Annotated in this window: 22 protein-coding genes; 16 read left to right on the top strand and 6 right to left on the bottom strand. The window is 45.2% G+C overall.

All coding sequences use genetic code 11. The annotated features are described in order from the left end of the window. Positions 1 to 115 precede the first annotated feature (115 nt). The 5 genes from K1M91_RS14615 (at position 116) to K1M91_RS14595 (ending at position 3,526) form a co-directional block, all read left to right on the top strand. Entirely contained in the window at positions 116 to 835 is a 720-nt protein-coding gene (locus K1M91_RS14615; protein WP_232802786.1) for a lysophospholipid acyltransferase family protein, read from the top strand. Further along, the gene (locus K1M91_RS14610; RefSeq protein ID WP_232802785.1) at positions 832 to 1,791 is read left to right on the top strand and encodes a phosphatidate cytidylyltransferase; all 960 of its coding nucleotides are present in this window, start codon (positions 832 to 834) and stop codon (positions 1,789 to 1,791) included. The genes K1M91_RS14615 and K1M91_RS14610 overlap by 4 nt, the downstream gene beginning before the upstream one ends. Positions 1,792 to 1,813: 22 nt before the next feature. Beyond that, positions 1,814 to 1,984, top strand: coding sequence for a hypothetical protein (locus tag K1M91_RS14605; RefSeq protein WP_232802784.1), 171 nt, complete (start codon positions 1,814 to 1,816; stop codon positions 1,982 to 1,984). Between the two features lie 11 nt (positions 1,985 to 1,995). Next, positions 1,996 to 2,583, top strand: coding sequence for a DUF1287 domain-containing protein (locus K1M91_RS14600; protein ID WP_232802783.1), 588 nt, complete (start codon positions 1,996 to 1,998; stop codon positions 2,581 to 2,583). Positions 2,584 to 2,674: 91 nt separating this feature from the next. Next, positions 2,675 to 3,526: a DUF6279 family lipoprotein gene (locus tag K1M91_RS14595; RefSeq protein ID WP_232802782.1), complete on the top strand. Its 852-nt coding sequence runs from the start codon at positions 2,675 to 2,677 to the stop codon at positions 3,524 to 3,526. A gap of 9 nt (positions 3,527 to 3,535) precedes the next feature. Here K1M91_RS14595 and K1M91_RS14590 read toward each other — a convergent pair whose 3' ends face one another. Next, entirely contained in the window at positions 3,536 to 4,741 is a 1,206-nt protein-coding gene (locus tag K1M91_RS14590; protein ID WP_232802781.1) for a multidrug effflux MFS transporter, read from the bottom strand. A gap of 146 nt (positions 4,742 to 4,887) precedes the next feature. Between K1M91_RS14590 and K1M91_RS14585 the strand changes: the two genes are divergently transcribed. Then, positions 4,888 to 5,850 (top strand): LysR family transcriptional regulator, encoded by a 963-nt coding sequence (locus tag K1M91_RS14585; RefSeq protein WP_232802780.1) that lies wholly within the window; start codon positions 4,888 to 4,890, stop codon positions 5,848 to 5,850. A 31-nt stretch (positions 5,851 to 5,881) separates the two neighbouring features. Further along, positions 5,882 to 6,343 (top strand): hypothetical protein, encoded by a 462-nt coding sequence (locus K1M91_RS14580; protein ID WP_232802779.1) that lies wholly within the window; start codon positions 5,882 to 5,884, stop codon positions 6,341 to 6,343. A 420-nt stretch (positions 6,344 to 6,763) separates the two neighbouring features. Here K1M91_RS14580 and K1M91_RS14575 read toward each other — a convergent pair whose 3' ends face one another. Then, on the bottom strand, positions 6,764 to 8,647 hold the full coding sequence (locus K1M91_RS14575; RefSeq protein ID WP_232802778.1) for a methyl-accepting chemotaxis protein: 1,884 nt from the start codon (positions 8,645 to 8,647) through the stop codon (positions 6,764 to 6,766). A gap of 127 nt (positions 8,648 to 8,774) precedes the next feature. Beyond that, positions 8,775 to 9,467: a pyridoxamine 5'-phosphate oxidase family protein gene (locus tag K1M91_RS14570; protein ID WP_232802777.1), complete on the bottom strand. Its 693-nt coding sequence runs from the start codon at positions 9,465 to 9,467 to the stop codon at positions 8,775 to 8,777. Between the two features lie 104 nt (positions 9,468 to 9,571). On the opposite strand from K1M91_RS14570, the gene K1M91_RS14565 reads away from it, so the two are divergent. Next, complete coding sequence (locus tag K1M91_RS14565) at positions 9,572 to 11,020, top strand: PLP-dependent aminotransferase family protein (protein ID WP_232802776.1); 1,449 nt, start codon at positions 9,572 to 9,574, stop codon at positions 11,018 to 11,020. A gap of 87 nt (positions 11,021 to 11,107) precedes the next feature. Here the strand turns inward: K1M91_RS14565 and K1M91_RS14560 are convergent, their stop codons facing one another. Next, a complete protein-coding gene (locus tag K1M91_RS14560) occupies positions 11,108 to 11,905 on the bottom strand; it encodes a transporter substrate-binding domain-containing protein (protein ID WP_232802775.1) in 798 nt (265 codons plus the stop codon). Positions 11,906 to 12,085: 180 nt separating this feature from the next. Between K1M91_RS14560 and K1M91_RS14555 the strand changes: the two genes are divergently transcribed. Continuing rightward, positions 12,086 to 12,310, top strand: coding sequence for a DUF3622 domain-containing protein (locus tag K1M91_RS14555; RefSeq protein ID WP_232802774.1), 225 nt, complete (start codon positions 12,086 to 12,088; stop codon positions 12,308 to 12,310). Between the two features lie 96 nt (positions 12,311 to 12,406). Here the strand turns inward: K1M91_RS14555 and K1M91_RS14550 are convergent, their stop codons facing one another. Then, entirely contained in the window at positions 12,407 to 12,964 is a 558-nt protein-coding gene (locus K1M91_RS14550) for an NUDIX hydrolase (RefSeq protein ID WP_232802773.1), read from the bottom strand. 238 nt (positions 12,965 to 13,202) lie between these two features. Here K1M91_RS14550 and K1M91_RS14545 point away from each other — a divergent pair, with 238 nt between their 5' ends. Beyond that, positions 13,203 to 13,373, top strand: a complete 171-nt coding sequence (locus K1M91_RS14545; protein WP_232802772.1) for a hypothetical protein — start codon at positions 13,203 to 13,205, stop codon at positions 13,371 to 13,373. Positions 13,374 to 13,622: 249 nt separating this feature from the next. Here K1M91_RS14545 and K1M91_RS14540 read toward each other — a convergent pair whose 3' ends face one another. After that, the gene (locus K1M91_RS14540; RefSeq protein WP_232802771.1) at positions 13,623 to 13,961 is read right to left on the bottom strand and encodes a YajD family HNH nuclease; all 339 of its coding nucleotides are present in this window, start codon (positions 13,959 to 13,961) and stop codon (positions 13,623 to 13,625) included. Positions 13,962 to 14,124: 163 nt separating this feature from the next. Between K1M91_RS14540 and K1M91_RS14535 the strand changes: the two genes are divergently transcribed. The 6 genes from K1M91_RS14535 (at position 14,125) to K1M91_RS14510 (ending at position 19,544) form a co-directional block, all read left to right on the top strand. Then, a complete protein-coding gene (locus K1M91_RS14535; protein ID WP_232802770.1) occupies positions 14,125 to 15,186 on the top strand; it encodes a hypothetical protein in 1,062 nt (353 codons plus the stop codon). 14 nt (positions 15,187 to 15,200) lie between these two features. Then, positions 15,201 to 15,683: a GNAT family N-acetyltransferase gene (locus tag K1M91_RS14530; protein ID WP_232802769.1), complete on the top strand. Its 483-nt coding sequence runs from the start codon at positions 15,201 to 15,203 to the stop codon at positions 15,681 to 15,683. A gap of 110 nt (positions 15,684 to 15,793) precedes the next feature. Next, positions 15,794 to 16,546 (top strand): thermostable hemolysin, encoded by a 753-nt coding sequence (locus K1M91_RS14525; RefSeq protein WP_232802768.1) that lies wholly within the window; start codon positions 15,794 to 15,796, stop codon positions 16,544 to 16,546. Then, positions 16,540 to 18,075, top strand: a complete 1,536-nt coding sequence (locus K1M91_RS14520; RefSeq protein ID WP_232802767.1) for an AMP-binding protein — start codon at positions 16,540 to 16,542, stop codon at positions 18,073 to 18,075. Before K1M91_RS14525 ends, K1M91_RS14520 begins: the two co-directional genes overlap by 7 nt. 19 nt (positions 18,076 to 18,094) lie before the next feature. Beyond that, positions 18,095 to 18,754: an iron-containing redox enzyme family protein gene (locus tag K1M91_RS14515; protein ID WP_232802766.1), complete on the top strand. Its 660-nt coding sequence runs from the start codon at positions 18,095 to 18,097 to the stop codon at positions 18,752 to 18,754. Continuing rightward, positions 18,747 to 19,544, top strand: a complete 798-nt coding sequence (locus K1M91_RS14510; protein WP_232802765.1) for an SDR family oxidoreductase — start codon at positions 18,747 to 18,749, stop codon at positions 19,542 to 19,544. Before K1M91_RS14515 ends, K1M91_RS14510 begins: the two co-directional genes overlap by 8 nt. The last annotated feature ends 31 nt before the right edge of the window (positions 19,545 to 19,575 follow it).

The raw sequence follows: 19,575 nt of genomic DNA, 5'->3' as shown, positions 1-19,575 counted from the left end.
TTTACTTTTGGCGAAGCAAATTATAACCCTTTACCATGCTGCTCAAAAATCCATCGCGAAAGATCAACACGCCCTAGTGTTGTAATCATGATTTATTCATTCGAAAGGACATTCAGTGGCATTTTTTATTAAACCTTTAGGGGCTTTGGTGGGGTGGCTGATAATCACGGCTGCTAAGTTAGTCACCGGTGCGAAGGCGTTAGGGCAAGTTCCTAAAGTTGATACCAAAGCCAAGGCAAGGGTATATTTTGCCAATCATACCAGTCATGGCGACTTTGTTTTATTGTGGGCCTCGCTTAACCCCAAATTACGCTCAAGTGTGCGACCAGTCGCTGGCGCCGATTATTGGCAATCAAGCAAGGTGCGCCGATTTATTATTCATCAAGTGTTTAATGGTGTGCTAATTTCTCGTGGCAAAAAAAGCCAAAGTGAGCAAAGTGAGCAAAATGAGCAAGTGAATCCATTGCAACCTATGCTAGATGCTTTGAGCCAAGGTGACTCGCTGATTTTATTCCCAGAAGGAACGCGAAACCTGACCGAGCCAACGTCCGCGCAACCCGTTACATCGGCTACAGCATTAAGCACAACCCCTTTACTTCCTTTCAAAGCAGGTTTATTTCATTTGTTACAGCAACACCCGCAAGTAGAATGCGTACCGGTGTGGATAGCCAACATTAACCGTGTGATGCCAAAAGGTCGCAGTTTGCCTTTGCCTTTATTGTGCACGGTGAATTTTGGTGAGCCGATCCTTTATGACGGCGACGAAGATAAAGCCGCCTTTTTAGCCAGAGCGCAACGCGCACTATTAGCTCAAGCCCCGGGAGAAGCGCAATGAGTCAGGATATGATTTGGTTGTTCTCGGGTTTGGCCATTTTCTTAAGTGTGGCCAGTGCCATTGGCAAAATATTGCAGCTACGTAGTGCCCACGTTTATCGCAAAGCAGGGTTGCCAGTGGTTGAAAGCCCAGTACTTGAAAACCTTGTTGCCCGCATCAATGCTTGGTGGGTGATGATCGGTGTTCTCGCCATTGCTTTTCATTTTGGCCATTTCGGTGTGACCATCTTGTTTTTCTTTATCTCGTTTTATGCGCTGCGTGAATTTCTCACCTTAGTGCCAACTCGTAACAGTGACTACCCAGCGTTATTCGCGGCATTTTATTTTGCCTTGCCGATGCAGTATTTTTTAATTGGCATTAGTTGGTACAGCTTATGGGTGATTTTTATTCCTGTGTATTTGTTTTTATTGCTGCCAATTTTATCCTCTCTTGGTGGTGATACAGCGCGTTTTTTAGAGCGAACCAGCAAGGTACAATGGGGATTAATGATTGCGGTATATTGTGTTTCTGCGATTCCTGCGTTGTTGCTGTTAGATATTAAAGGTTTTGAAGGGCGAAATTTATTACTGATTGCTTGGCTGATCTTAGTGGTGCAATTATCTGATGTGCTGCAATATGTATGTGGTAAGTTATTTGGTAAAACAAAAATAGCCCCAACGCTGTCGCCATCAAAAACCGTAGAAGGCTTTGTCGGCGGTATTGCCCTTTCTATGTTAGTGGGTGCGGCGTTATATGCCATTACGCCCTTTCAGCCTTGGCAGGCCGCACTATTTGCCTTGTTGGTAAACTTACTGGGGTTTGCCGGTGGTATTGTGATGTCGGCGATTAAACGTGATTGCGGTGTGAAAGATTGGGGTAACATGATAGAAGGTCATGGCGGCATGTTTGACCGTATTGACTCTGTGTGTTTTGCTGCGCCGGTGTTTTTTCATTTAGTACGTTATTGGTGGACTTAAGGTGAGAGAAGGAGGCCGTGTAATGAAAAAATTAACAGGGAAGTGGCGTTTACGTCTAGAGCAGTTTTCTGTGTCGGTGGAAGTCCAAGAATACATTAACCCTGCACAGCCTTATTGGCGTGAAGCTCAAGGCAGTGATTTATGGTCGAGAATGCGCAACAAAGACAAGCTGAAGTGGCAGTGCGTTAGATAAGGGGATGAACCGTGAAATGTTTTTATTTGATTGGTCTGTTATTTTTATTACTTTCCCAGCCAATATGGGCCAATTCTTTTGCTGATAACTTAGTCGAAGCGGCTCTGTATCGCACCACACAAGAGGTGCGTTATGACGGCCGTTATATCAGCATTCCTTATCCCAATGGCGATGTGCCTGCCAATATCGGCGTCTGTACTGACGTGTTAGTGCGAAGCTACCGCGCCCTCGGCATCGATTTACAACAATTAGTACATCAAGATATGGCGGCTAATTTTAGCGCGTATCCGTCGAAACGTATTTGGGGCTTAACGCGCACCGATCGCAATATTGACCATCGCCGTGTGCCGAACTTGCAAACCTTCTTTAGCCGTCACGGTCAAGTGTTACCTATCAGCCAAAATGGGGCTGATTATCAAGCGGGCGATATAGTCTCTTGGATGCTGCCAGGCAATTTACCCCATATTGGCATTTTAGTACCCGCGCCCGATAGTGAAGGTGATACGCCTTGGGTGGTGCACAATATCGGTTATGGACCACGACGAGAGAGCATGCTGTTTGATTACCCCATTACTGGGCACTATCGTTTTCAGCCTTAAGGCAAGATTTGACCGAAAATAAGCTTGGCGGCGTAATGTTATAAATGATGAGGTTTCACCTCAATTCGTCAGTTGCATGGGAGCCTTTGTTGTGAAAAAAGCGTTGTTGATTGCCTTGGTACTAGTGATGACTGGTTGCTCAACTAAGTTTACCTACAACAATTTAACTTGGTTGGCTTACTGGTATCTTGATGACTATGTTGAATTAACATCAGAGCAAAAAAAGGTAATTGACCAAAAACTTTACGACTGGCAGCTGTGGCATCGCTATCAAGAATTACCTAAATACCAAGCTCACCTCAAAGAGTTACAACAGGATGTTGCTGAACAAAAGTTGACTATGGCTAGGCTGGAATATCATCATCAACAAATAAGTGAGCATTGGCAAAGACTTAAACAAAAAGTAGTACCTGAGTTGGTGGCATTGGCACCTATGTTAAGCAAGGAGCAGGTGGAGCAGCTTTTTGCCGAGCTGGCTAAGCGTAATGCTGAGAAACGTGATGAATTGTTAAAAGAGCTCGCTAAGTCACCGCAAAAACAAAAAGAGCAAGCCCTTGATGAATTAACAAGTGATCTGAATGATTGGCTTGGATCCCTAAATGTGGCGCAAGAACAACTCGCCAGTCGCGCACTTGATGACTATTTGGATAACCGCATGTTGTGGCTTGACTATCGCTCAGGCTATCAAGCAGCGTTGAAAACTCAGTTGCTTGAACTCATCCAAGCACCCGATCAGCAAAAGCAATTACGTTTAGCAGAAGACTTACTCACTCCCGAGGGTTATCGCAGTGAGCAGCTTAAGACTCGCCATCAAGCGAATGTGCTCAAGTATCGCCAATTTCTACTTAGTATGAATAATCTATTAAGTCAGACGCAGCGACAACACCTTGTTAATGAAATCAACGAATATAATGAGGAAATCGCTGCGCTTCTACGTGAGTAATTTGATGGATTAAGCGACTTCTAGTCGCTCATGATGCCAATGACCAAGGCGTGGTATAGCCATGGTAAGTAATAAGGTGATCGCGCCGCCACCTAGCATTAAAACATTGGCATAGGGGGCGCTTAAATCGGTTAATTGTACCAGCCCGGTTAACAGTGCTGCGCCGCTCATTTGCATACACCCAAGCATCGCGGTCGCAGTGCCTGCACGTTCGCCAAAGCCACTTAATGCCATGCTGGTGGCTGGGCCTAACAGCAGCGCAAAGCCAATACATAGCAGCAACATCGGCGTCATAAAATAAATGGCAGAGAGTAAGCCGCTTGAACTGGGCAACATTTGCGCGATCAGTTGCATTACTCCTGAGGCCAACATTAGCCATAATGCCAATACCACCGTGCTGCGGTTACCGAGCTTTTTAATCACTTTAGGCGCGGTAAAACAAGCGGTGATGTTAATCAGCGCGTTAATACCAAACAGCGTACTAAAGGTCATTTCTGAAACTTCTAAATGCTTGATCACCCAGCTTGGTGCATAAGAAACATAAGTTAGAATGGCGGCCATGGCGAACATACATGTCAGGGCATAAAACACAAAATGGCTGTTGGCTAGCACAGGTTGATAGCGGCTCCAACGGTATAAAGGGCCGTTTGTAATGGTGTTAGTTGGGCGCGTCTCAGGTAATTTTAACGCCACCACCACTAGTACCATAATGGCGTAAGCCATCATAAACATAAAGGTTGAGCGCCAGCCAAATTGTAATGCTAGCAAGCCGCCTAAAGTGGGCGCTAACGCGGGGATCACACAAATTACGCCATTTAAATAACTGTAATACTGCGCACTTTGTTGATTGGAAAAGCTATCACGCACCGCACTAAACACCACAATTGAGGTAGCGCAAGCGGCAATGCCTTGTAGTACTCGGGCCAGTTGCAAGAATTGAAATTCACTGACATACACGGCTAATAAGCTGCTCAGAATGTATAAGCTGATACCAAATAGCGCGATGGGTTTGCGGCCAAAGCGGTCGGCGAGGGGGCCAATCAAAATTTGCCCGATCCCCATGGCCAAGATAAATAGCACTAAAGTCGACTGAATTTGGGTGTCAGAAACACTGAACTCCGCCGCCATTTCAGGCATTGAAGGTAAGTAAATGTCGATGGCTAACGGGCTTAATACCACCATTGACATTAAAATAGGTAATAACTTGCGGCTCATAACATGCTCTTTTAAGGTGTAGGCGCGCAGTTTAATAGATGCGTGGTATGAACAGAAATGGCATTATTTCAATAAAGATTTTCTGGTTTGGAATAACTGAGTTTAAAAACTAGGTTGAAATAAAACGGGATCCCATAGGCATTACAATGAATACAGATCACCTGTCTCGAATAGACCTTAATTTATTAGTCATACTACAAGTGCTGCTTGAAGAAGAGAGCGTTACTCGCGCCGCGATCCGCTTGCATTTGAGCCAATCAGCTCTGAGTAAAAGCCTCAATCGTTTACGCAGCAGCTTAGAAGACCCGCTGTTCACTCGCACGGCTTATGGTTTAAAACCCACCGCTCATGCCTTGCAATTAAAACAGCAGCTGCCGAGCTTGCTGCAAAGTTTACATCAACTAACCCTTGCGCCCAGCTTTGATCCCGCCAGTAGCGAGCGGCACTTTTCCATTAGCATGGTCGAAAGTGCCTATGCCACTTTACTGCCTGACTACATCGGCCCGTTATTACAACAAGCGCCTCATATTCGTCTTGATACTTTTGGCTGGGCAGAAAACTCGATGCAAGGGTTGCAGCAGGGCAAGTTAGACTTTGCGATTACTGGGCGAGATCTCACCGATGATAGCCGCTTGAAGGTAGATGACTTACCCGAAGGCGTTGCTTGCGCGACTCTATTTGTTGATCGGCAAATTTGCTTAGTGCGTGAAAATCATCCCGTACTCGCCTTAGTCGAGCAGGACTTATGGACGCTTGAAAGCTATTTAGCGCAAAACCATGTGCAAGTGCGCTGTGAGGGTAAAGAGTGGTGGGCGCTGGATTATTTTTTAGCAGCGCAAGATAAACAGCGCAATATTATTAGCACCTTACCAGATTTTTACGGTGCTGCTAGTGTGTGTGCCTACAGCGATTTGGTGTTTACTTTGCCATCCAGCTTTGTTGCGCACGCACAAAAAATTTACCCACTAAAGCAAATCCCCCTGCCGTTTGACTTTGCCCCAATGGCCTATGTTTTACTGTGGCACGAGCGCAACAACGATGAGCCTGGCCATCAATGGATCAGAGAGTTGATTTGTAACAGCGTGTCGAAGGCGCAGCAGAGGAAGTGATGCTTAGAGTGCTAAAACGGATCAGTAACCAATGAAAAAGTTAATACTGAGTCTCTTATTTTTTACCTTTATTCTTGCTACTTCACCGCAGCTAATATACTGGTGGGGGCTGTCTAAAATAGATGGGTTGCCTGTGCCTTCTAAGGTGAAACTGAGCGAGGAAAGAGAGCTGGAAATTTGGTTAACTAACCATAACACTGGTACACCAACGAGTAAACCTATCTCTCCCTATGGCTATGCAGCATTATTTTACTGTGTAGGGAACAATGCTGTCGAAGATGAGATCTGTTTTCAAAATTATCCAAGCTTGAAGATAAGCTATCTGGTGGCGAGGGAGTATGTTTACAATAAGCTAGAAGATCGAAGCTCATTCAATTGGCACCTATCTTGTGTCGCATATACAATTTGGATCACGAAAAACTGGGATATACATCAAATATTATCTGCTTACGATGAAATTAATAACAAGAGCAGGGCATCTTTTACTTTCTAATTTAGTTAGCTGGTGCACTCTGCTTAAGAAACGGGAGCTAGTTTGGATTGTAGATTTAAGAGTGTGTCCTCGTCTTATTAGCCACTTTAACAGCATTATGTTCCTTGTTTTTGACCAAAAGGTTAGGCTAAGCAACAAAAACATAAGAGCGTACAAGATGCACAAATAAGCATGAAAGCCTTCTTTCTTAAAAAGCTCTAGTGAGCTTTCAATCTTCAATTTAAGAGGCATAACTATGTCTAGAAATAATGGGAATAGTCGTGTATTTACTTAAAATTGAAGTATGTTGTACCTTCGCTCCAAGTACCAACAGCACAAGTTACTGAATGATATAAAGCAGCCTTATCACCTAAAGCGTTTTGCTGCTCAAGGTGATAGGGACTTATTTTTGACTGTCTGCAAACAACATCTTCAAGCTGATTACAGCTTAAAGCGGCTGATTTCTTGTTCTAACTCATGTGACAACTCTGATAGCTGGGTTGCTTGGCTGGCGGCTTCTTGTGCTTCTTGCGCCAGATCGTTAGAAACATCGCGAATGCCTTCAGTATTACGAGTGATCTCAGAGGTAACAGACGCTTGCTCTTCCGCTGCTGAGGCAATTTGTGTTGCCATATCACTGATACGCTCAACCGCACTGTGGATCTGCGTTAAGCTGGCCATGGCAGCGTTCGCATCATCGACACTGGTTCCCGCTAGTTGGTGACTGTCATTCATAATGCCAACTGCTTTTCCGGTGGTGGATTGCAGGGTTTCAATCATCTGCTGGATTTCTTTGGTGGAGGCATGAGTACGCTGACTTAACACGCGAACTTCATCAGCAACCACGGCAAAACCGCGACCTTGATCGCCAGCACGAGCGGCTTCAATGGCAGCATTGAGGGCAAGTAGGTTGGTTTGTTCGGCAATGTTTTGAATGGTTGAAAGGATCGTACTGATATGTTTGCCATGAGTGTCTAATTCTTGAATGACATCAGTGGCCACTTGCACTTCTTGCGCTAAGTTCTGAATTGAGCTCTGTGTTTGCGCAACTTGACCCGAACCATGAACACAAGCGCTAACGGCTTCCGTTGAATTATGAGCAGTATCTTCGGCATTGCCAGCCACTTCTTGTGTGGCTGCTGCCATTTCATTAATCGCCGTAGCGACCATGTTAATTTCATCTTGCTGCATACGGATGCGCGCACTGCGCTCTTTGGCACTGTTGGCGGTATGTGCTGATTGCTCTGATAAAACGGCAGAGATATGGCTGAGTTTCGTCACCATGGTATGCATGTTACCGACAAAGGTGTTGAAGTTAAGGGCGAGTTGACCAACTTCATCGTTACTTTTCGGCTCTAAACGTTGGGTTAAATCGCCTTCGCCTGATGCTATTTCTTCTAACGCTTTTGATACTCGGCCCAAATCGCGGAATAAAAAGTTCACCAGCCACGATACCAACACAACTACCGCAATGGTGATAAGAATTGCGGTAATGATCAAATCAGTTAATAACTTAGTATGAGACGCCTCTTCTGTTGCTCGGTCCATCTGGATAGCAAAAATCCATTTAGTATCAGGTACTTTGGTAAAGTAAAAAAGCTTTTCTTGGCCCTGTAGTGCTATCGTTTCGATAGTACGTTTATTGATAGCTTGTTCAATGGCACTCATAGTGAGAGACGATGCAAGCGAAGAGACAGGCTTAAGGGAATAGTTTTTATCCGGGTGAGCTAAGAAAGTACCGTTTTGAGCATCAATTAACATCGCTTGTGCATGCTTGCCAGCATCGACATTGATCACATCTTCGATTAACTGATCAATCAGTACATCAGCACCAACTACACCAACAAGTTGTCCATTTTGGCGGACGGGCTCGGCAATGGTGATCAGCAGCGAGTGCGTGATGGCGTCTTGATAAGCGGTGGTGATGATTTGTTTTCCAGCCGAGGATGCATCTTTATACCAAGGTCGTTGGCGCGGGTCGTAGTCGGCTCGATTTCGCTCAGGGTGTGAGCGAAACATCTCGCCAGCTGGCGTGCCCATAAAAACATCATCAAAACCACCGGCATTACGCGCTTGCTGTAAAAATGGCACCAAATCGGGTTGCTTGGCGTAGTCATTAAAGGCTGCAGTGATATCTTTTCGAATGGCAATCCAATCAGAAATACCTTCCGATGCCGTGGTCGCTAAGCTTGCCGCGCGGGCATATACACCATTTCGAGTTTGGGCAAAGAGTTGATCTGCGGATAGCCAAGTTAATACCATCGCCATGAGCACGACAGCCGATAGGCTGGCACCAATAAGCTTCTGCTTTAATGTTAATTTCATGTTTTCATAATATGAGTTAAGTGTTAGTGATATATTATCTACTTACCGTTACCCTTTCATGTGTTTTATTCTGATATTTTGTTGTTAATCACTGTAATATAAAATATTCTGTCAGGTATGTAATATATTACGTTGGCCTACTTTTATCTTGATCTTGCCAGCGATTGCCATAGGCGCCGCTGTAGTCGGGCATTGTAATTTCTTGCGCTAACCCATCGACAGCTTGCAGTGGACCAACTTTGGTTTGATAGGGCAAATAGCCTGCCCAGGTTGGTAATTCAAGATCGGCTAAATCATCGCTGACTTCTCCTTGGCTTATTTTCACCGATGCTTCGGTAAGAGGGATGCGCAGTAAACAGGTTGCATTGAGCTCTTTGTCGTTACTCAGGCGCACTTCTTCAGTCCGACCGGGCGCGATTTGTTCAAGAAAATGATTGAGTAGCGTGTCTTTTTCTTGATTATCAGTAATTTCGGTAAACTCACCGAGTACTACCGCCGAGCGATAATGAGCGCTGTGGTGGAAGGCAGAGCGCGCCAGTACCCAGCCATCAAATAGTGTGAAAGTGAGACAAGTGCTAACGCCTGTGCGCAAACCTCGCAATAGACGACTGTTATTGGCGCCATGAATATAAACGTGCTCATCCACGCGCCATGCCAGCATAGGGATCACTATTGGGCCATGTTGGCTTGGTGACAGCTTGTCATTAATGGCGATATGAGCAATCAGACTCTCATCAATAATTTGATGTAAGGCCGTTGGTTCGAAGACCGCTTTATGCGCTCCTTTCTTAATTTGTGTCCGAGGTGTGCTTGATAACATATTGTACTCCTTGTTTGGTCGTTAGCCACTTGGCCATGACTTGCAATGTAGTGCTAAACTGGTAGTTTAATTAGAGCCAATTTTGTCTAATTGAGGGATCCAATTTGTCCAATAGTTTGATCGATATCGGTGACCTCGTGTTACAGGGCGGCGCCAATTCAAAACAAGATAGGTTGTTTCATGCCATTCGCGATAAAATTGTGCAGCAGCTTTGGCCTAAATCGGCGCGCTTACCGTCAACGCGCGCGCTGGCACAGCATCTGGCTGTCAGCCGCAATACGGTGATTGCTACCTATGAACAATTGGTAGCCGAGGGCTATCTGGAAAGTAAAGTAGGCTCTGGCTTTTATGTCGCGGTGGCCTTGCCGCAACATTATTTTAATGCCCAAGTTGAAAAGCAGTATGTCGCAACCAGTCATAGTACTTCTACCCTTGATATCAATACTGCGTTTGCGCCCGGCGTACCGGATTTAGCGCAGTTTCCAATCAAGCTCTGGCAAAAGTGTTTGCAGCATCATGGCTCGAGGAGTGTGTTGCTTGGCAGTCAGTGTTTGCAAGGCGATAAAGATTTACGCGCTGCCTTGTCAGATTACTTGGCCTCCAGTCGCTCGGTGCATTGCGACCCTGAGCGGATCATTATTACCAATGGCGCGCAACAAGCCATCGTGATTGCATTGATGTGTGTGCTTAAAGCCAACGACTCTATTTTGATGGAGCAACCTGGTTATGCGCAGCTTAATAAGGTTGTTAATTTTTTCGGCTATCAACAGCAAGGGCTTAAGGTATCGCCTTATCAAGGTGTTGATATGAGCCAATTGCTAAGCAGTGATGCCCAAGCAGTGTATATGACGCCGAGTAATCAATACCCAATGGGCACCAGTTTAAATACCGAACAACGATTAAAAATTATTGATTGGGCAAGCACCCATTCGCGTTGGGTGATAGAAGATGATTACGACAGTGAGTTTCAGTTTGCTCATCGCCCTTATAGCAGTATGCAAGGGTTGGCGGGGCAAATGGGGATTTCGCGTATTTTGTATATTGGCTCGTTTAGTAAGGTAATGTTTAACAGTTTACGCTTGGGTTATTTGGTGGTGCCTAAGGCGTTAGTCGCAACCGCTTTAGCTGCGAAAGATGCACTTTCTGGTGAATTGCCAAGCTACAATCAGGCTGCGTTAGCGGAATTTATTAATGAAGGACATTTACTGCGCCATATTCATAAAATGCGCCGGTTATACAAGCTAAAACACCAAGCGATGTTGCAGGCGATTGCTGTGCATTTTGCTAACAAAATTGAGGTGGTGAGCCAAGCCGCTGGGCTTCACGTCACCCTAAAATGGCAACAAGGCATTGATGAACAAACGTGGACACAGCGTGCCAAGGCGGCGGGCATTATCATTCGCCCCCTCAGTTATTACGAACGAAGCGAATATACCAAGAAAAGGGGTTGGCATGGCGCGGTACTTGGTTTTGGCAATATTGCATTGGCGCAAATTGATAGCAAAATTGAGCAATTAGCAGCGCTATTTTTACGCCTTGAAGCGGCTACTTAGCTTCAGTTCGGTTGCAATAAAAGTCATCTAGAATAGTATGTTTTTGTATTAGCTTCCTGCTATTTTGTCAAAACAAAAGTTAACGCTTTATGGTTCAAATTGCTGAATAATATAAAGGTGATATTCCAATAATCGGTCTAGCTGACCCGCAGATTGTAGGCTGGTTACTTTGCTATTAAATAGCGAGAGTATTAGATCTTTGTTGGGCGATAGAGGCGAAACGAGAAGATGAAACGGCTCAGGCGGGACATTGGGAATAAGCTGTCTGGCTAAGCTCTGCTTAAGATCATGTAGTCCATTAATGGCAATTGTTGCCGAAAATACTTCACTTCGGGCAAGAAAAAAGCGGCAACGTTTTTGAGCGAGCATTTTGGGTAACAAATACAAATCTTTGATTCGATATATTTTTTCCACATGATTAATGCCAAAATTGTCGTAATTAAAACCACTGATACCGCAAACGGGGCCAAACTCGAGCAACCGTGATACATCTTCTAAGGGGAGACCATTGGGGTACGCTTGTTTTAAATAATAATAACTGGGATGAAGGAAGTAATAGGGCACAGAAGGAATAAATAGACGTTGACGTCGTTCGTTTAATGACGCGCTCATCGCACCATCAATAAAGCCTTGCTCTACTTCTTTTAAGCAGCGACGCCAAGGCAGAGCAACGACTTCATAAGCAATTTTTTCTGCTAAAAATACCCTTTTAAGTAAATCGATATCATAACCGACCAACTCAGACTGATAGTTTGCGTTGCGTTGCTGATAGTTAAATGGGGGATATTCGCTGTCTTCAACGCAAAATTTAAGCTGAGTCTGGCCATGACATACGCCATGGTAAAGTAGGGAAAAAAAGGCAACAAGTACGAGCAAATAGGGCATAAAGGTATCTACTGTCTAATCTTGTCATGAAGTATAGCAGGGCGGTTATTTTATCGACTAAATCATGTCATGAATCCTTTGCTGTCAATGGGCCTTGTAGGCTAAACTAGCAGCACAGTTTATAACAAACTGAATTCATCTAAATACTCTTTAAGCACGCAAGTGTAGGACAATAAATACATGGCCAACGGCAAAAAATACGATTTTAAATTAACCCAAGAAACTAACGGTTGGAAAGCCGAAATCGTAAGACAAGTGACCTCAAAAAGAACGCAAGTATCAAAAGCCCAAGACGGTTTTGCGACAGAAGAAGAGGCACAAACTTGGGCTGAAGCGGAGCTAAAAGGCTTTTTAGCCAAACAGGCTGAGCGCAATAAGCGTAAAAAAGCGTCAAGTGCAGAATAAGTAAGCGCAATGATGATACGGTCTATTCATCAAGTAGGCCGTTTCATTTCAAACTCACTACGATGTTACCTTCAATAATTTATCTTCTAAAATAGCCTAGGCTTGGCAGTGCGCTGGCTCAAGATCTGGTAAAAGCTCAGTTAAGCATTCTTTAGCAATCAGGCGTAGCAAAAATAACTCGCGCGCTAGCGACATGCCTTTTTTATCACTGTTATCTAAGGTGTGTTGATTATGAGCAATAGCATCAAAGATATTGATCCACACTGGTTTCATACCATTTTTTATTTCATAGTCTTCGTAATTAGTGGCGCCTAACTTTGCGTCAATCTCACACGTGAAGCAGTAAGACTTCATCTGCATCAGATCGGCGTCATCTTTATGCCAAGGACGAAATTCTTCATAGCAACCGAATGCTTGTAACTTAGTTATGTTGGTGGCGCCGGTTTCTTCCTGTAGCTCTCTGATTAAACCTTGCTCAATATTTTCGCCCGCATCGATACCGCCGCCAGGTAAGGTGTAGTCATCATATCTTTGCGTGTAAAGCATTAAAATGTCTTCACCTCTGAGCACAATCGCGCGCGCGGCAAGGCGTTCAAAGCGGCGGCCTTCAAGTGATGTCAGACTGGCATGAACATGAGTGGTTAAATGGCGCATAGCAACCTTTAAAGTAAGCTGGGAATGTAGGGGGCAAGATTATAGCGCGATTTAATCAAAGAGGAATTTTAATGACACTTTTGTTTCAGTTGTGTGAACTTTTTTATATTGTGTTGATGTCTTGGGTAGGGATAGGTAAGGTGTGTTTTGTATATACATCTGATGTGCAAGAGATAGGCGTTTTGGCTATCTTTACTCTTTCTAGCTGATTTTTTTAGCTAATTATTGGTTCTACGTTATGTTAGATAATAAGAAAGTGAAGAAGAAAAACAGTCAATTGGTGATTCGAATTAATGACATTGAGCGAGATCAGTTTGTTAGCTTATGTGAGCAATTAGACACCAGCGCTGCTCGGGAAATACGTCGATTTATACGCAATTTTGTGGCTGAAAATCCCCCTCATAGATGAGTGGAAAGTTTTCACCAGTGAATAATTTATTACATAAAGGAAAATGTCATCATGGCAAAAGCTAAGCAAATCAAAAAAGAAATCAAAGCACGTCAAGCTAAAATCGCTAAGCAAGAAGGCAAGCTGAAAAAGCTAGCTAAGCAACTTAAAAAAGCAAAGTAATTTGCCTTTAAGTTGACTTAATGGGGGGAGCGGCGCAAGCCATTTTCCCCTTACCTCCAAGCGATGACAATCACCATTGTGCTTCATTTACTTCTTGTTCATCATTTCACGTAAATTCGCAAACGGGTTACTGGTCGCCACTTCTTGATTTAAATCTGCCCCTGCTTGTACCGATGAGCCGTATTCCCGTGCTTCGGTGTATTTAGCATGTTCATTGTCATGGCAATATAAGCATAATAATTCCCAGTTTGAGCCATCATTCGGGTTATTGTTATGGTCGTGATCGATATGGTGAACCGTTAGCTCACGTAAGTTAGAAAAGGTAAATTCACGGGCGCAGCGACCACAGATCCAAGGAAAAAGCTTTAGTGCTTTGTCGCGGTAGCCTTGCTCAAATTGCGCATAGTTATGTGGGATATTTGCCATTTTGTTTCTCAGATTGCTCAAGTATATTTTGCTTCACTATACCATGGCTTTTCCGCCGGATAGAATATCTTGCTTTCGACAACCCCCTTGTTATTGCCAGTTTGATTCATTTTTCAGGTCAATCTTGTATAGTGCCTAATAATCTTTTTGAAGGAACGAATCTATGTACAGTGATGATGACATTAATTCTGCTGTGGGCGCCGGCATTTTTAGCTCCGAAACGGCAGCGGCATTTCGCGAGCACGTGGCCAATTTAAAACATAGCAGCAGCGCTGATGAAGAGCGGTTTCGCTTGATCACCGGTTTCAATGATATTTTTGTGGTGATTGCCTGTGGCTTGTTACTGATTTCGGCCAATTTTATTGCCAGCAGCTTTGGCGTCGGTTTTGGTCCGCTGGTGGTCGCTGTGACAGCATGGGGACTGAGCGAGTTCTTTGTCCGCCAGCGTCGTATGGCGTTACCTGCCATCGTGTTGATGTTTTGCTTTGTTTGGGGCGCGGCTACCACGGCCTTTGAATGGCTACCTTTTATTGGTTTATCTAACGATTTATCGGTGTTTGGTGATGGGGTGTTTCAAGATCTAGCCTTATATGTGGCTTTAAACGTCGCGCTGACTTGTGTGGTAGCGGGCGTATCGGCTGGGTTACATTGGCTGCGTTTTTCGGTGCCCATTACCATTGCGGCTATAACGGCGTCAGTGGTGGCATTGGTGCTAAGTTTGATCTTAGGTTTTTTCCCTGATTCTCACGGTTTGTTACTGGTCATGCTACTACTGAGTGGCTTATCTGTATTTGCGTTTGCTTTGTATTGGGATTTTTCAGATCAACAACGTGAAACACGCCGCGCTGATGTCGCTTTTTGGCTGCACTTATTGGCGGCGCCGTTAATGGTGCATCCCGTGTTTGCCCTACTTGGTGCGTTTAGTGGTGACAGCAGCAGCGCTCAGTCTGCCATCATTATTGGTGTGTATCTATTGATTGGCTTAGTGTCTTTGGCGATTGATCGCCGCGCCTTGATGGTGTCGGCGCTGGGCTATGTAATTTATGCACTGTCGACCTTGTTCTCACATCATGGCAATATCAGCATGGGCTTTGCCACCACCGCCTTACTGATCGGCGCAGCATTATTATTGTTATCTGCATTTTGGAATCCGTGTCGCAAAGTGGCGTTGGCTTTATTACCAACAGGTGTAAAAGCGCAGTTAGCGCCGGTTCGAGTTAACTAACAAAGAGGGAAAAGATGGATATTAAAGTAGTAAAAGTAGATTACAACCATCCGCAACAAGCAAAAGATTTAACGGATTTACTGAATGCCTATGCCCTTGATCCGATGGGAGGGGGGGAGGCGCTCAGCGAGTCAGTGCTCAACAATCTGACCATTGAGCTGGCTAAGTTACCGCACGCGTTTAGCTTGATTTGTTATGTTGATGGTAAGCCTGCTGGCTTAACCAATGCTTTTTTTGCCTTCTCAACATTTAAGGCCAAGCCACTAGTGAATATTCACGATATTGCGGTTAAAGCTGAATTTCGTGGTTTAGGCTTGAGTAAAAAGCTTATGGATAAAGTGGAAGACATTGCCCGCGAGCAGGGCTGCTGTAAGGTGACACTGGAAGTGTTAGAAGGCAATACACCTGCCAAAAAAGCTTACTTAAAAGCGGGCTTTGCCGGTTATGAACTCGATCCTGAAATGGGCAGCGCGATGTTTTGGCAGAAAAATCTTTAATTTAAACCGTCGCAACTTATCCCCTTAAGATACCGTTAAGAAAACACCACTAACTTAGTCGTTAAGGTGATACATCAAGGGATGTATCACCCCGAGACTAAGGAGTGGCCATGAAATTAACAACATCTCGTTATGACGCTGAGTTAGCTTATTCCGAGCGACTTTCTGCTGAGCGACCATGTTCTGAGTTATCGCGTGAAAACGCAGTTCACCCAGAAATACTGCTGTTATTAAATGAAGATAATCGAGATTGTGTAAGACGCTTTATTCAGTCTCGTTTTTATCAAGCTTATGGCGCTAAAGTCGCGGATTTTCTGCCCCACTTATTAGCCTTGGTTGACCGTGAAACCAATATCAAAGCGTCTCTTGGCTTTGCGCCTGCGAGCCAACGTCCGTTGTTTCTAGAGCAATATCTCTCCCAGCCAGTCGAGCTTTGTATCGCTGATGCGCTATGCGTCATGCCGCCAAAGCGTGAACAAATTGTTGAAATGGGTAACCTAGCCTCCGATTCATATGGCGCCACGCGCCGCCTGATTCTTAATTTAGCGGGCTATTTTCTGCAACAAGGTTATCGTTGGTTAACCATAACTGCCACCAGTCAAGTGCGCAATAGCTTTTCTCAACTGGGCCTGAATCCTTATTCTCACCTTTTGGCTGACGCCAAGATAAGTGCGCTGACTAAGCCAACCTCTGATTGGGGGAGTTATTATGAATTTGAACCACAGGTGTTGGTTATCGATATTGTCGCGGGGGTGGCGTCATTAATGGCAAACCCACTGCTGAATAAGTTATTACAACAAATTAATAACCCAATCACCGATGTGATGGCGGATCTTCATTGTCAGTGGGGTGAAGTATGTTAGTGCTAGACCAAGTAGCTCACTATGCCACTCAAACGCCAACTAACATCGCCGTGTTTGGCGGCGCGACTGAGCGACACGATTCAGATCTAACTTACAGTCAACTGCATCAGAAAATAGGGCTGCTAGCACTGCAATTTAGCGAACAAGCCATTCGCCATATTGGTATTAGCTTAAGTAACAGCTGGCAATGGCTGGTGGTTGAGTTAGCCGCGATGCAAGCGGGGGTGACGGTGACGCCAATCCCGCCCTTTTTCAGTGAGCAGCAAGTTAAACACTTAATTAGCCAAGGGCAAATAGAGTATGTGTTTGTTGACAAGCTTGCTGGTGGGGATGACTTTCCTTGGGCGAACCAGGTTGAGGAAGTATGGCTTGAAGGCACCCAAACCTTAAAGCTAGCCGATACCGACATCAGCCTTGCCAATATGCCCGCCAATACCTGTTTGATCACTTATACGTCGGGCACAACAGGTGCGCCGAAAGGCGTTTGTATTAGCCAGCAGCTGATTGATCAAGTGTGCCAGAGCTTGATGTCCGTGGTGCAGGAATTAGAAGCCAGTCAAACCTTAGAGCGACACTTATGTTTGTTGCCTTTAGCTGTGATGCTGGAAAACATCGCAGGTGCGTTTGTCACCTTATGTCTAGGTAAATCCTTGGTGCTAGTGGATCAGCAGCAAACGGGGCTGAGTGGCTCCAATGGCATTGATGTGCCTACCTTGATCAGCTGTTTAACTACCTTTGGGCCAAATAGCCTGATTTTAACGCCTGAGTTACTCAAACTCATGCTGATGCTAGTGGCGAGTAAAGCTTATCAGCATCAGCTGCATTTTATCGCCGTTGGCGGGGGCCATGTTCCGCAAGCAATATTACAGCAAGCGGCCGCATTAAATTTACCGGTTTATCAAGGCTATGGCTTAAGTGAATGTGGCTCGGTGGTGGCGCTGAATACGCCCAGCGCACAGCGTTTTGGCAGTGTTGGCAAGCCTTTGCCACATATTGAACTGAGTTTTTCACCAAGTGGTGAAGTGTGCGTTAAAGGCGCTACTGCGCTGGGCTATTTAGGCGCTGCAGGTGAGCCTTATCAGCCATTTAATGGTTCGGTTATTCGCACCGGCGATCTCGGCTGGCTAGATGAGCAGGGATTTTTACACCTCAGTGGCCGACAAAAAAATGTGCAAATAAACAGCTTTGGCCGCAATTTTTCACCGGAGTGGATTGAGTCAGAAATTAATGGGTTAGCGGGCGTACGCCACTGCGCCATTTTTGGTGATGGGTTGCCCTTTATTACCGCGGTGATCGCGCTGCTACCTAATGTAAGCCAAGCGCAACTAGCCACAGCATTAGTCCAATTGAATCAGCAGTTACCTGACTATGCACAAATACATCATTGGCTAGCGGCGACCACGCCATTTAGCTTTGAAAATGGATTGTTAACCAGTAATGGCCGGCTGCGCCGTGAGCAAGTTTGGCGCGTGTATCAACACGATATTGCAGCGGTTTATTCGTCTAGCCAATACGTATCAGCAAATTAGAATTTTAGGGAGAATGGATATGAGCTTTTTTCAGCGCTTAATCGGTGAAACTCAAGCAGATCAGCAGGCTTTTTTGAGCCGAGACGTATTTAGAAAAACCCGTGAGGCGGATGTTAGCTTAGGTGATTATCAGGCCTTTTTAACTCAGGCCTATCATCATGTTAAGCACACAGTGCCACTATTGATGGCATGTGGTTCACGCTTACCTCAGCAATATCATTGGCTGCAAGCTGCGGTGGCTGAGTATATCGAAGAAGAAATTGGCCATGAGCAATGGATATTAAATGATTTAGGTGAGGCGGGTGGCGAGCGTGACCGAGTCCCTTATATTAAGCCGCACCCGAGCACTGAGGTGATGGTAGCGTATGCTTATCATCAAATTGAGCGGGTTAATCCATTGGCTTTTTTTGGCATGGTGCATGTGCTTGAAGGCACCAGCACGGCAATGGCCACGGAAACCGCCGCTATTGTGCAGCAAGCGCTAAACTTGCCAGATAGCGCCTTTAGCTATTTGCGCTCTCACGGCTCTCTTGACATTGAACATGTCGCCTTTTTTGAACGCTTAATGAACAAGATCACCGACCAAGACGATCAAGATTGTATTATTCACGCCACCAAGATGTTTTACCGTTTGTATGGCGAAGTCCTTTCCTCGGCGATAGAGGTGAAAGATGAGTGAGCAAGCAGCGACTATATTACTGACCGGGGCGACTGGTGGCATAGGTCAAGCCGTAGCAAAAGCGCTGGCTAAGCAGGGCGCCAATTTAGTATTGCAAGGGCGCAACAAGGAGCGTCTTGCGCTGCTATTGTCTGAGCTTGATACTGCATTGGGCCAGCAACATCAGATTATCAGTGCCGACCTGACTTTGGCCGCTGATCGCCAGCGTTTAATTGCACGGGTTGATTCACTGCCCTTAACCGGCTTAATTAATTTAGCCGGGGTGAACCAGTTTGTTTTATTTGAACAGCAATCAGCCCAGGCGATTGAAGAAACCTTGTTTACCAACGTCACGGCGACCATGCTGTTAACACAAGGACTGCTCAGCAAGCTAAAACTCGCCGACAGCGCTGTTATTATCAATGTCGGCTCGATTTTAGGGGCGATTGGCCACCCCGGCTATGTCACTTATTGCACCAGTAAATTTGCCTTGCGAGGTTTTAGTGAAGCCTTAGCGAGGGAGCTTGCAGATAGCAATATCAAGGTGAAATATCTCGCGCCAAGAACCACATCGACCAGCATTAACTCAGATGCTGCCAGTGCGATGAACCAAGCACTGGGCAACCATACCGATAGTCCACAGTGGGTGGCGAGTCAATTGCTGGCGCTATTACAAGGCCAAGGCGCTCGGCAAAATTTAGGCTGGCCAGAAAAATTATTTGTTGCCATTAACGGTTTACTGCCCAACGTGGTCGACAAATCCATTAATAAAAACTTGGCGTTGATTAAACGCTTTTTAGTCACACAGTAGCGCTGAGCTTGCTCAGCGAACATCACAAATT

Origin of the sequence: Motilimonas sp. E26, from assembly GCF_021278025.1 — a bacterium.
Classification (GTDB): domain Bacteria; phylum Pseudomonadota; class Gammaproteobacteria; order Enterobacterales; family CBDFNC01; genus Motilimonas.
Note: the sequence above shows the minus strand (reverse complement) of the source record. Positions and strands in the feature narration are given on the sequence as shown.

Coding starts and splice junctions, on each gene's coding strand:
- K1M91_RS14570 (WP_232802777.1), bottom strand. CDS start 9,467: ATGTTATCAAGCACACCTCGGACACAAATTAAGAAAGGAGCGCATAAA.
- K1M91_RS14610 (WP_232802785.1), top strand. CDS start 832: ATGAGTCAGGATATGATTTGGTTGTTCTCGGGTTTGGCCATTTTCTTA.
- K1M91_RS14580 (WP_232802779.1), top strand. CDS start 5,882: ATGAAAAAGTTAATACTGAGTCTCTTATTTTTTACCTTTATTCTTGCT.
- K1M91_RS14525 (WP_232802768.1), top strand. CDS start 15,794: ATGAAATTAACAACATCTCGTTATGACGCTGAGTTAGCTTATTCCGAG.
- K1M91_RS14520 (WP_232802767.1), top strand. CDS start 16,540: ATGTTAGTGCTAGACCAAGTAGCTCACTATGCCACTCAAACGCCAACT.
- K1M91_RS14550 (WP_232802773.1), bottom strand. CDS start 12,964: ATGCGCCATTTAACCACTCATGTTCATGCCAGTCTGACATCACTTGAA.
- K1M91_RS14535 (WP_232802770.1), top strand. CDS start 14,125: ATGTACAGTGATGATGACATTAATTCTGCTGTGGGCGCCGGCATTTTT.
- K1M91_RS14585 (WP_232802780.1), top strand. CDS start 4,888: ATGAATACAGATCACCTGTCTCGAATAGACCTTAATTTATTAGTCATA.
- K1M91_RS14560 (WP_232802775.1), bottom strand. CDS start 11,905: ATGCCCTATTTGCTCGTACTTGTTGCCTTTTTTTCCCTACTTTACCAT.
- K1M91_RS14545 (WP_232802772.1), top strand. CDS start 13,203: ATGTTAGATAATAAGAAAGTGAAGAAGAAAAACAGTCAATTGGTGATT.
- K1M91_RS14575 (WP_232802778.1), bottom strand. CDS start 8,647: ATGAAATTAACATTAAAGCAGAAGCTTATTGGTGCCAGCCTATCGGCT.
- K1M91_RS14515 (WP_232802766.1), top strand. CDS start 18,095: ATGAGCTTTTTTCAGCGCTTAATCGGTGAAACTCAAGCAGATCAGCAG.
- K1M91_RS14605 (WP_232802784.1), top strand. CDS start 1,814: ATGAAAAAATTAACAGGGAAGTGGCGTTTACGTCTAGAGCAGTTTTCT.
- K1M91_RS14530 (WP_232802769.1), top strand. CDS start 15,201: ATGGATATTAAAGTAGTAAAAGTAGATTACAACCATCCGCAACAAGCA.
- K1M91_RS14540 (WP_232802771.1), bottom strand. CDS start 13,961: ATGGCAAATATCCCACATAACTATGCGCAATTTGAGCAAGGCTACCGC.
- K1M91_RS14510 (WP_232802765.1), top strand. CDS start 18,747: ATGAGTGAGCAAGCAGCGACTATATTACTGACCGGGGCGACTGGTGGC.
- K1M91_RS14555 (WP_232802774.1), top strand. CDS start 12,086: ATGGCCAACGGCAAAAAATACGATTTTAAATTAACCCAAGAAACTAAC.
- K1M91_RS14590 (WP_232802781.1), bottom strand. CDS start 4,741: ATGAGCCGCAAGTTATTACCTATTTTAATGTCAATGGTGGTATTAAGC.